The 12,189-nt window shown below is 37.7% G+C and carries 11 protein-coding genes; 1 reads left to right on the top strand and 10 read right to left on the bottom strand.

All coding sequences use genetic code 11. From position 1 onward, the window contains the following. Positions 1–55: 55 nt before the first annotated feature. Positions 56–994 carry a 4-hydroxy-3-methylbut-2-enyl diphosphate reductase gene (locus tag J2Z40_RS10900; protein ID WP_066396013.1) on the top strand — a complete coding sequence of 313 codons (939 nt, stop codon included), beginning with the start codon at positions 56–58 and terminating at the stop codon, positions 992–994. Positions 995–1,807: 813 nt separating this feature from the next. On the opposite strand, the gene J2Z40_RS10905 is transcribed toward J2Z40_RS10900, so the two are convergent. The 10 genes from J2Z40_RS10905 to ccpN all read right to left on the bottom strand — a co-directional run bounded on the left by J2Z40_RS10905 (position 1,808) and on the right by ccpN (position 12,081). Further along, positions 1,808–2,923, bottom strand: coding sequence for a Nif3-like dinuclear metal center hexameric protein (locus J2Z40_RS10905; protein WP_066396019.1), 1,116 nt, complete (start codon positions 2,921–2,923; stop codon positions 1,808–1,810). Next, a complete protein-coding gene (locus J2Z40_RS10910; protein WP_066396023.1) occupies positions 2,920–3,627 on the bottom strand; it encodes a tRNA (adenine(22)-N(1))-methyltransferase in 708 nt (235 codons plus the stop codon). Before J2Z40_RS10910 ends, J2Z40_RS10905 begins: the two co-directional genes overlap by 4 nt. 91 nt (positions 3,628–3,718) lie before the next feature. Further along, positions 3,719–4,072: a c-type cytochrome gene (locus tag J2Z40_RS10915; protein ID WP_066396029.1), complete on the bottom strand. Its 354-nt coding sequence runs from the start codon at positions 4,070–4,072 to the stop codon at positions 3,719–3,721. A gap of 171 nt (positions 4,073–4,243) precedes the next feature. After that, positions 4,244–5,386, bottom strand: coding sequence for an acyl-CoA dehydrogenase (locus J2Z40_RS10920; RefSeq protein ID WP_066396034.1), 1,143 nt, complete (start codon positions 5,384–5,386; stop codon positions 4,244–4,246). Between the two features lie 98 nt (positions 5,387–5,484). After that, positions 5,485–6,012, bottom strand: coding sequence for a hypothetical protein (locus J2Z40_RS10925; RefSeq protein WP_066396035.1), 528 nt, complete (start codon positions 6,010–6,012; stop codon positions 5,485–5,487). A 172-nt stretch (positions 6,013–6,184) separates the two neighbouring features. Beyond that, on the bottom strand, positions 6,185–7,312 hold the full coding sequence (rpoD, locus tag J2Z40_RS10930; RefSeq protein ID WP_066396037.1) for an RNA polymerase sigma factor RpoD: 1,128 nt from the start codon (positions 7,310–7,312) through the stop codon (positions 6,185–6,187). Between the two features lie 54 nt (positions 7,313–7,366). Then, entirely contained in the window at positions 7,367–9,181 is a 1,815-nt protein-coding gene (gene dnaG / locus J2Z40_RS10935) for a DNA primase (protein WP_066396039.1), read from the bottom strand. A 91-nt stretch (positions 9,182–9,272) separates the two neighbouring features. Continuing rightward, positions 9,273–9,422 carry a DUF188 domain-containing protein gene (locus tag J2Z40_RS19795; protein WP_245350060.1) on the bottom strand — a complete coding sequence of 50 codons (150 nt, stop codon included), beginning with the start codon at positions 9,420–9,422 and terminating at the stop codon, positions 9,273–9,275. A 1,174-nt stretch (positions 9,423–10,596) separates the two neighbouring features. Beyond that, positions 10,597–11,415 carry a pyruvate, water dikinase regulatory protein gene (locus J2Z40_RS10945; RefSeq protein WP_066396041.1) on the bottom strand — a complete coding sequence of 273 codons (819 nt, stop codon included), beginning with the start codon at positions 11,413–11,415 and terminating at the stop codon, positions 10,597–10,599. 30 nt (positions 11,416–11,445) lie between these two features. After that, positions 11,446–12,081 (bottom strand): transcriptional regulator CcpN, encoded by a 636-nt coding sequence (gene ccpN, locus J2Z40_RS10950; protein WP_066396043.1) that lies wholly within the window; start codon positions 12,079–12,081, stop codon positions 11,446–11,448. Between the last annotated feature and the right edge of the window lie 108 nt (positions 12,082–12,189).

A 12,189-nucleotide genomic window follows, 5' to 3' on the forward strand; every position in this document is an offset into this window, starting at 1 on the left:
AGACAACATTCAACTTTTTAAATAGATGCACCATTTATAGGAGGGGCTAGAATACATGGAAATTATAAAAATATCTCCGCGTGGTTATTGCTATGGGGTTGTTGATGCAATGGTTATAGCACGAAATGCAGCTCTTGATAAAAACTTGCCACGCCCTATTTATATACTAGGGATGATCGTTCATAATAAACACGTAACAGATGCATTTGAGGAAGAGGGCATCATTACTCTTGACGGAAAAGATCGGAAAGACATTTTAAACAAAGTTGATAAAGGAACTGTTATTTTCACAGCACATGGCATTTCACCTGAAGTAAGAGAACTAGCAAAAGCAAAAGGACTTGTAACGATTGATGCAACATGTCCAGATGTAACGAGAACACATGATTTAATTGAAGAAAAAGTAAAGGATGGTTTCCAGATCGTTTATATTGGAAAAAAAGGTCATCCAGAGCCTGAAGGTGCCGTTGGAATTGCACCAAATGCTGTCCATCTTGTACAAACAATTGAAGATGTGAATGCACTTGAAATTCATGGAGAAAAAATTGCTGTTACGAATCAAACGACGATGAGTCAGTGGGATGTTAAAGATGTTATGGATAGGCTTGCAGAGAAATATCCGCATGCCGAGTTCCACAAAGAGATTTGCAATGCTACACAGGTTCGCCAAGAAGCAGTTGCTACACAAGCAGGGCAAGCAGATGTCACAATTGTTGTCGGAGATCCAATGAGCAATAACTCCAATCGCTTAGCACAAGTATCAGAAGAGATTGCTAGTACAAAAGCCTACCGGATTGCTGATGTGAGTGAATTGAATATTGATTGGATTAAAAATGCTGACACCGTTGCAGTAACGTCTGGTGCTTCAACACCAACACCCATTACTAAAGAAGTTATTGCCTTCATCGAACAATTTAATCCTAACGACGAAACAACATGGGTAAGAGAGAAGAAGGTGCCATTAAATAAAATCCTTCCTAAAATTAAAAGATAAGAAATAGGACCAGTAACATCCTAAGTAGTTCGGTTATGAAACAGATAAACCAAATGCATAAGGTCAATATCAAGCTAAATCACATACTTTAGACTATTAATTTACACAGTAAAACGTAGAGGTTTGCATCCTCTGCGTTTTTTATAATATAATGACCAATTCTTCAATTAACACATCTTAAGCTAATAAGGCAAATATATGAATTTTGCTATAGAACGTCCCTGCTTATAATCCCACTTTCTTGTGGTATGGTTTTCCGTAATCGAGTAAGCAGCAAAAATAAAACAAGCGGAGAAATTCCGCTTATTTGCAGAATGAAGCTCGTTTTGGGTGAAATAGGCGGAGATTTTCCGCTTATTCCATGAAAAATCGGCTATTTTTGATTTTTTTAAGTCAATAGGCGGAATTTCTCCGCTTATTTGGGCTTTTTTTATTCATAATTATGAAATAGGCGGAAATTTTCCGTCTATTTATCCACTCGAGTGCTCTAGCAGATCCCAGCAGATCCCCCAACCGATCAGTGCGGACCTTCTTGTTCCTAGATAAGGAATCAACAACATCCCCTCCCTATCGTAGATAATTAATTCACCGTTATTAACAATGCTTTTAACCTATTTTATTTTTGTGACCAATAGCAATTGCCCTATTGTTAAAAACTATGCTACATCTGTTGCTATTTTCGATACTAAAATTAGTCATCTCTAATTAACAATAAAAAGAAGCAAGCAGAAATTTATACTCATTCGCTTGCTTCTTTTTCTACCTCTGAACCGAACAGCTCAGTAACATTCGACCAATTATGATCCGCTTCTCTTACACAAACTGAAATGGATCTGTATTTAATTCAGAGGCAAATATCGATACTTCATAGCCTTTTTCCTTACACATTTTCTCTAGCTGTATGGCCACGCCTTTTTTCATTACTTTCTCGACATTATGGCCTGGATCCACGATATTCAGCCCTAGCATCATAGCATCATGGGCAACATGGTAGTACATATCACCTGTTACATATACATCAGCGCCTTTAAATTTAGCAGATGTGAAATATTTATTTCCATCTCCTCCGAGGACAGCTACCTTTTTCACTTTAGACGTTAAATCACCAACCACACGAACACCTTTCACATCGAGGCAGTTTTTTACATGTTCTGCAAATGCCTCAAGCGTCATTTCAGGAAGCTCGCCAATTTTCCCTAAACCGAGAACCTCTCCTTTGTTTTCTAAGCTGTAAATATCATATGCAACCTCTTCATATGGATGTACTTTAAACATCGCTTGGAGGATTCTTTTCTCTACATGTGCTGGAAAGACAGTTTCTACTCGTTCCTCATGTACAGACTCAAGCATACCTTGCTTCCCGATATGCGGATTTGTCTCTTCGCCTGGTAAAAAACGGCCAACGCCATTGGCTGAAAATGAACAGTGGCTGTAATTGCCGATTGCACCCGCACCAGCATTCCCTAAAGCTTCCCTTAGCTCTTCGGCATTTTCTGCTGGTACATAGACAACGAGCTTTTTTAACTTTGTCTCAAAGGTCGGATAAAGCACTTCTGTATTCGTTAACTGGAGCGCTTCCGCAAGCATATCATTGACTCCTCCACTTGCGACATCAAGATTCGTATGGGCTGCATATACGGCAATATCATGTTTAATGAGCTTTTCTATTAGCCGCCCAGCAGGGGTTTCTGTTGCTATTGCTTTCAATGGACGAAATATCGGCGGGTGATGTGCAATAATAAGTTGAACATTTTTTTCAATGGCTTCGTCCACCACTTCTTCCAACACATCAAGTGCAATCATCACATTTTCTATTGGTCTGTTGAGTCTCCCTATTTGCAAACCAATTTTGTCACCTTCCATTGCATAGCTTTTTGGCGCAAACTGTTCAAACAATTGAATAACTTCATGACCATTTACTTTTTTCACTGATTTAGTGCCTCCTCAACCATCTGAATCTTCTCGTTAAGCTCCAGCCTTTTCTGTGTTGTTTCTTCTGATTCAACCGCTTTTTCGAGCTGCATTAAGATTCTTTGCCAATTTTTCAGTTCTAGCTGCCATTTCTTCTTAAAAATAGCTGAATTATTTTTAAGCAATAACGGTCCTAATAATAATTCCTTATGTAACTCTTTGTATGATTTATGAGGATCTCCTGCCTCTGCAACTAATATTTCATAAATCTTGCCATCCTCTTCAAGGATTTCCTCTGAAATCAATTCCCACTTATGATCGAGTAGCCATAACCGTATAGATATGGCACTAATATTCGGCTGTAAAATTAGGCGCTGAACCGAACCTAGCTTACTTTTTCCTTCTTCCAAAATACTAGCAATGAGCGTTCCACCCATACCTGCAATTGTAATACAATCTACTTCTCCAGGCTCAACGACTTCTAGACCATTCCCTTTTCTAACAACGATTTGATCTGTTAGCCCTTCTAATTCAACCTGCCGTTTGGCAGATTGATACGGCCCTTCAACCACTTCACCAGCGATTGCAAAAACCGCCATTTCCTTTTTAATTGCATAGCAAGGCAAATACGCGTGATCTGAACCGATATCAGCTAAGCGAGCATCTTTAGGGATATAATTTGCAACAGCTTCTAAACGCTGTGATAATTTTTCTGTATTCATCTCTTCACCACATTTCTATTTTCAACCAGACGGTCATCTCTATAAGTATAAAAAAAGTCCTTTACATATGCAAAGGACTTTCTTTCTATAATTATTTTAACGTTGTTAACCATTCTGCTACTGCATCTTCTTGACCAGGGATTAATCCTCCAGGCATTCCGTTAGGTGTACCATCCACAAGAATTGCTTTCAACTCTTCCGGTGACTTTGTTAGACCTGTTAAAGCAGGACCCACTCCGCCTTGATATTGGTCACCATGACAAGCGATGCAGCTTTTGTTATAAATTTCTTCTGGACTTGCTGCAACTTCTTCAGTAGCTTCTCCGCCGCCCTCTTTTTCCGCTGAAATCTCTTCCATATTATTTAGACCAATAAAGGACATAAAGAAAATGGCTACGATCCCGAAAGCAAAAATATAAAGATACGGCATTGCTGTATTTTTCATGTTTTAACCTCCCTTATGTAAGAACATCAAATAATAAGTAATTGTACAAACAATCTCTATTCTACTTCAAAAAATGCTGAAGGAAAAGACCTAAAGCAAACTTTGTCACAGCAAATTCGTAAATTAGACAAAAACTCCATCTATTAGGATGGAGTTTCTCCTCTTTGTTCATTAATTATTCAAAATTTGCCGGGCAATGACGAGACGTTGAACTTCCGAAGTTCCTTCACCTATTTCCGTTAATTTTCCATCTCTCATATATCTTTCCACATGATAATCCTTCATATAGCCATAACCACCATGAATTTGCACGGCTTGATCTGTAATTTCCATACAAATTTCTGATGCATAAAGCTTACACATGGATGCTTCTTTCGAAAATGGTCTTCCTTGGTCTTTAAGCCAAGCTGCCTTATAGACCATATTTCGAGCCAGTTCAATTTTCATTGCCATATCTGCTAATTTAAATTGAGTGGCTTGAAAGCTTGACAAAGAACGTCCAAATTGCTCTCGCTCTTTCGCATATCGCAAGGCCTTCTCATAGGCCGCCTGAGCAATCCCAACAGCCATTGCTCCAATGCCAATTCTTCCTCCATCTAGTGTAATTAAGAACTGCTTGAAGCCTTCTCCTTTTTCTCCGAGCAAGTGCTCAGTCGGCACGCGCACATCTTCAAGGACAAGTTCAGTTGTATTAGAAGCATGCAAGCCCATTTTCTCATAGTTATCAATGACTTTAAAACCTTCTGCGTCAGTCGGTACAATAATCGCACTTATTTCCTTTTTTCCATTATCTTCACCCGTGATTGCAGTTAACGCTAGATGCTTAGCATAGCTAGCATTCGTAATAAAACATTTATTACCATTAATCACAAATTCTCCGTCTTTTTCCACTGCTGTTGTTCTTGTGCCCCCAGCATCTGAACCTGCACTCGGTTCTGTCAACCCAAATGCCCCAAATGTCTCACCCGTACAAATAGGGACTAAGTATTTTTGTTTTTGTTCTTCTGTACCGAACAAATACAATGGAGCACCACCTAGAGAAATATGTGCTGAATATGTAATCCCCGTCGAAGCACACGCACGGCTTAATTCTTCTGTGACGATAGCAAAGCTGACCGTATCAGCGCCTGCACCGCCATATTCTTCAGGAAAAGGAAGACCCATTAAACCGAGGCTAGCCATTTTCTTAAAAACATCTACTGGGAACTCTTTCTTTCGGTCTCTTTCGAGTGCACCTGGTGCAATCTCTTCATCAGCAAATTCCCTTACTGTTTTTAAAATCATTTCCTGCTCAGAAGTTAAATCAAAGTTCATATCTCCATCCCCCTTATAATAATGTGCACGCTTACATTCTTATTATAAAAGAGAATAGATAATTTTCACAACATTTAAAAATATTATAAAATATTTTATTATATGAAAATATAAATAATAAGCATCGTGATGCCCAACACACCTGAAATTAGCAATGCTTGTATCTTCAACTTCCACCCGCTTAATATCCAAATCAAACAATTCGCAATTAAGGTTGCATAGAGCAAAGATGATTGATCTGGAAAGATTCGCGAGATAAACTCCACTGAAGAAAACAAAAGAATAAATGCAGAAACAATAAAAGGGATTTGCAAAAGAATTCCTTTTCTACAAAAGTAAATTGTAAAAATAACTCCTATTAAAATAAATAAAATTGAAAAGGTAATTTGCAAAGTTATAGACAATTCAGTAAAATGGATTAAAACTAGGGTTAATGGAATGAAAAGGATGAAAAGAAAATGGTTTTTCCAAAATCGATCTCTTTTTCGTTTTCCCCCGACCTCCTCTTGTTGATTCCCTTCTGTGTATAATGCTAAAAGGTAATCACAATATTGTTCAGGAAGCATACGGTTTTTTTTCCATGAGGTAATTTCATTTACAATAATTGTTTTTCTATTTTCATCCAACAGTCACACGTCCGTTCTAGAAATTTACCTAGTATTACATTGAGTAAATAGGCAACAGGTACAAATAAGACAATTCACTAAAGTAAAAATTATTAAAAAAAAATAGTTTACTTCTATTGTAAGAAGTAAACCATTTTCTAGCAATCCTTTTGTACCAAGGATACGTATTATTTTACTCTAAAAAGTCTTTTAAACGCTTGCTTCTACTTGGATGTCTTAATTTGCGCAATGCTTTTGCTTCAATTTGACGAATACGCTCACGGGTCACACCAAATACTTTTCCAACCTCTTCTAACGTGCGTGTGCGGCCATCATCAAGTCCAAAGCGGAGTCTAAGTACATTTTCCTCACGATCGGTTAATGTGTCTAGAACATCCTCTAACTGCTCTTTTAACAGCTCATATGCTGCATGATCAGAAGGAGAGGTAGCATCCTGGTCTTCAATGAAATCACCAAGATGTGAGTCATCCTCTTCACCAATTGGTGTCTCTAAGGAAACCGGCTCTTGTGCGATTTTTAGAATTTCTCTTACCTTTTCAGGAGTGAGATCCATATCTTCCGCAATTTCTTCAGGAGACGGCTCACGACCAAGATCTTGAAGAAGCTGACGCTGAACACGAATTAGTTTATTAATTGTTTCTACCATATGAACAGGTATTCGGATTGTTCTAGCCTGGTCAGCAATTGCTCTTGTAATGGCCTGGCGAATCCACCATGTTGCATACGTACTAAATTTAAAGCCTTTACGAAAATCGAATTTTTCAACAGCCTTAATTAAACCCATGTTTCCTTCCTGAATAAGATCAAGGAAGAGCATTCCACGGCCTACATATCTTTTAGCAATACTAACAACAAGACGGAGGTTTGCTTCTGCAAGGCGTCTTTTCGCCTCCTCATCTCCTTGTTCAATTCGTTCAGCAAGTGAGACTTCCTCTTCTGCTGAGAGGAGATCAACGCGTCCAATTTCTTTTAAATACATGCGTACTGGGTCATTGATTTTCACCCCAGGTGGAACACTTAAATCATTTAAATCGAATTCTTCTTCCCCTTTTGCCAATTGCTGTGCATTCGGGTCTGCATCTTCTTCATTATCACCAACAAGTTCGATCCCTTGATCACCAAGAAATTCGTAGAATTCGTCCATTTGGTGTGAATCCAATTCAAAATGGGACATTCTTTCTGCTATATCGTCATAGGCAAGAACACCAGTCTTTTTTCCAATTTGGGTTAATTGCTCTTTTGCTTGTTCTAGGGTCAATTCTGAATCAACTTCTTTTGAGCGAGCTGATTTTTCAGCCATTTGTCCCCCTCCTTCCAAAAATCACACGTTAATCCTTAATCCTTTTACTTACTATTAAAGAGACTTGCGTAAAAGCATGATTTCCATAGCAATTTTCGCTGCCTTCACAAAATCACCTTGTCTCTCTGCTTCTTTTTCCTCAACCTTTTTTTCTTTTATCTTTAACATCTTTTGATAATTAAACACCTGTTTCATGTAATCAGTTAATTCCTGTTCACCTATTTCCTCATTTACAGACATCATTTCAATGTCAACAACTGCTCTTTTTATCTTTTCATCATGTATAAAGTTAATAAATGCACTCGGGTCAGGTGAGTACCCATTCTCATAATATCCAAGTAAATAAGTAATAATTGCCTGATGTTCATCGATGTTAAAGGTGTTGCCAGCCAATAATTCCTGCACTTTAAATGCGATATCACTACTTCTTAGCATATGTGCAATTAATCGTCTTTCAGCAGTATAATACGCTGGCTTAAGCTGGTTTACTTTCGTTATAGGCTGAAGCTGAATTTTTGCGGTACGATTTGTATTCGCGCCCTTATCTTTTCTTTTTTGATTAAAGAATATTTGTTTCTGCTGCTCTTTGAGCGCTTCTAATGAAAGAGAAAATTCATTAGCGATTTGTCTCAAATAGTGATCTCTTTCGACTGCATTATCAAGCTTGCTAATTTCTGCTAATACTTCTTCGATATAAAGGAGACGATCTCCTTCATCATGCAATCTTTTTCCTCTTCGATAATAGCGCAGCTTGAACGCCATAAGCGTCACACTTGCACCGATTACCTCCTTACGAAATGGTTCTTCTCCAACCTGTTTAATATAATCGTCTGGATCCATTCCATCTGGCATTAAAGCCACTCTTACTTGACAGCCTGCTTCAGATAGCATATTGCCTGCCCTGTAGGCTGCTTCAATACCTGCATGGTCAGAGTCATAGCATATCGTGATTGATTGAACATTTCTTCTTAAGGCAGAAACATGGTCCTCAGTTAGTGAGGTTCCCATTGTACCTATGCCGTTTTCAACACCAGCACGGTCTGCAGCGATTACATCTGCAAATCCTTCAAATAGGATAGCCTGCTGCTGCTTCTTAATTTGTGGTCTAGCTAAATGGAAATTATATAAAATTTTGCTTTTATTAAAAATTACTGTTTCAGGACTATTCAGGTATTTGGGCTCATCGGCCCCAAGAGATCTTCCTGAAAAAGCAATGGTTTGACCATTCCGATCATAAATAGGGAACATAATTCGGTCGCGAAAGCGGTCAAAATAATTGCCATCCTTTTCGCGTTTAATTATCAATCCTGCCTTTTCTATTACCTCGGTTGGAAATTTTCTTTTCGTTAAAAACTTTAAAACAAAATCCCACGAGTTAAGAGAATAGCCGATTTGGAATTTGGCAATGGACTCTAACGTAAAGCCCCTATCAAGTAAATACTCTAGTGCATGCTGGCCATCTTTTGTGTTTACGAGCAGATGATGATAAAATTTACGTAAAAGATCATGAGCTTCATACATCTGTTGTGTCTCTGGAGGTAGTGAATTGCGTGTTGAGATAGAGGAAGAATCAATGTCCAGCTTTACATTGCCTTTCTCAGCTAACTTAACAGCAGCCTCTTGAAACGAATAGCCTTCAAGATCCATCAAAAAAGAAAAAGCATTTCCACCTGCACCACAGCCAAAGCAATGATATATTTGCTTATCCATTGAGACAGAAAAAGATGGTGTGTTTTCCCCATGAAAAGGACATAAGCCAAAATAATTTCGTCCTTGTTTTTTTAATTGGACATAGTCACTAATAATATCTACAATATCGACAGCTTGCCGAATTTCATTCACTTTATCCTCGGCGATACGCTCTGCCATGTGAACAACCCCAATTATCTTTGCATGTTACATATGTTATATTCGTGATAAATTATAAATCCCCTGCAAATTTCGACAAAATTTTAGTTAATTAATAAATAAATCTTGATTGATCTTCTTGATTGAAAGGTTTAGACCGTTTTCCGTACATCCCCCTTCGGTGCGCCTTTGCAGATAAATACCTCATGTCCAGCGTGGTATGAATTTCACTCTCATCAAATAAAATTCCCTTTGGGTTCATGACATGCACATTTTTTAGTAATAATGTTGATGCAAATCCGATATCTTGTGTGTAACCACACCATCCCCTGCCTTCACATGATTCATGAAATATAAATTCATAGCCTCTTTACTTGAATCAATAAATTCTCTCTAGGCTTGACTTTAATCATTTTTCATATGGCTTAGGAGCAATAAATACCTCCAACAGAAAAAGACTTGCTATTTTCGACATTTTCTTCCTAAACAGGACAAGAATCGGCATCAACCATCACTATTGGATTGCCTAATGTTCTAATAATTCTACATCACTCCGCATTTTCCTTCTTTGAATGAGAAAAAAACAGCGTTTCTTCAACTTGTCGAATTTTTTCCTGGTCATGCCCTTGACTTCTCACAATAAATAGTTTATTCGTTCACCCCGAACTCTAAACCTAATATGTAACATTTTTATCACAATTTTTTATTATAGTATAAAATACCGAAGTTTTCTATTATTATTTCATTAAAAAGCATAAAAAAGTACAAGCACTTAAATAGCGCTCATACTTATAGGACTTCTGTGCCGCTTAGGGGTCTTAGTAAAATGATGCCCTCTGTGATTAGATCCTTCTAATAAAGAAATAGACTGTCTCATAAAGGCCATAGAAAAAGAGCTTTATAAGTCAGCTCTTTTTTTATTTTTCCATTCGGAATATAATTGGACTCTCCAATAGAAAGGTTCTATGATTTTCCAGCCGGATTTGTCTTATTGGAATCTTCTATGAGACAAGTGCTTATCGGTTTCTGCTGATTTTGTCCCATTGAGCTATCCTATGGGACAAGCGATTAATGATTCCTGCTAATTTTTCCCCATTGAGCTCTTCTATGGGACAAAATCTTTCTGATTTCTGCTAATTTTGTCCCATTGAGCTATCCTATGGGACAAGTGCTTTCTGATTTCTGCTGATTTTGTCCCATTGAACTCTCCTATGGGACAAAAGCTTTCTGATTTCCGCTAATTTTGTCCCATTGAGCGCTCCTATGGGACAAAAGATTACTGATTTCTGCTGATTTTGTCCCATTGAGCTCTCTTATGGGACAAGCGATTACTGATTTCTGCTAATTTTTGCCCATTGAACTCTCCTATGGGACAAGCTCTTACTCTTTTCAGCACCCTCGATCTTCGGCTTTATATCGTTAAGAACTCTAGATTTCTACATCTTCGGAAAACTTTTGCGGTATTGGTTTAAAATTAAGTTTGCTGTCTCTTCAACAGCTTTATTCGTTACTTCAATTACATGACAGTTAATTTTACTCACAATCGATTCGAAATATGTGATTTCTTCTTTAATTCTTTCTATATTTGCGTAACTTGCATTATCACTTAATCCAAGTGAGATCAATCTTTCTCTACGGATAAAGTTTAATTTCTCTGGGCTGATTTTTAACCCAAAACATTTTTCTGGCGGAACAAGAAAGAGCTCTTCAGGCGGATCCACTTCAGGTACTAGTGGCACATTAGCTACCTTTAATCTTTTATGGGCCAAGTATTGAGACAATGGCGTTTTTGATGTTCTTGAAACACCTACTAGCACAATGTCTGCCTTTAGAATCCCTCGAGGATCTCGTCCGTCGTCATATTTGACAGCAAACTCAATTGCCTCAATTTTTTTAAAATAATCCTCATCAAGCTTGCGGACTAGACCTGGCTCATGAAGAGGATCTAACCCATATTGCACTTGTATCTTATCCATCAGCGGCCCGATGATATCACAAGCATAGATCCCTTCCTTTGCTGCTTGTTCATTAATATATAAGCGAATTTCAGGTCTTACAAGTGTATAGATAATCATTCCTTTATCGATTTTCGCTAATGAAATGACTTCATCAATATGTATTTTATCCTCAACGTATGGAAAGCGCTTGATGATTATTTCACTTCCATTAAATTGACTGACAGCAGCTTTAGTAACAAGTTCAGCAGTTTCTCCAACTGAGTCAGACACAACGTAGATGATCGGCTTCTTATCCATTCTTTAAAACCATCTCCCATGCTTAGATTCCTATTTATTTTCAGATAGAGCTAAAAATGCTTTTGTTAGATTTGTTTTTGTTATTCTTCCTGTTACTTCAAATCCCTTTTCTGTTTCTTTTACAACAGGCAGTGCATCAATTTGCTTTTCAATGAGCTTTTTCGCAATATCGATTAATAGATCCTCTTTTGTGCACATCGTAATATTTGGCATACGAGTCATAATGATATTAACAGGAATCGTGATCAGCTCCTGCTTCCCAATACTCGCACGTAATAAATCTTTCCGCGAAAGAACACCAACAAGTAATGATGCCTGGTCCACAACGAATAATGTGCCTACATCCTCTAGAAACATCGTCACGATCGCATCATAGACAGATACATTTTCGTTTACAACAACTGGAATTGACTGATAATCCTTTACATAAAGCTTCTGCAAATTTTCTGTCAGCAGCTGTACACCTGATTTGCCTGTATAAAAGTAACCGACTCGTGGCCTTGCATCTAAAAAGCCTGCCATTGTAAGGATGGCTAAATCTGGTCTAAGGGTTGCACGAGTTAAATTCAGTTGATCTGCAATGTTTTCCCCTGTTATCGGGCCATTTTCTTTGACAATTTCTAATATTTTCTCCTGACGCTTATTTAATTCGATTGTACTCACCACCTATCGCTTAAAGTGTCATACTATTAATAATTATTATAGCTTATTTCTTGAAAATAAAAAGATTTGTTTATGTTGTTTTCTTTACAAATAAGAGTCTGTCTTAGGACA

Source organism: Cytobacillus eiseniae (assembly GCF_017874625.1).
Classification (GTDB): domain Bacteria; phylum Bacillota; class Bacilli; order Bacillales; family Cytobacillaceae; genus Cytobacillus; species Cytobacillus eiseniae.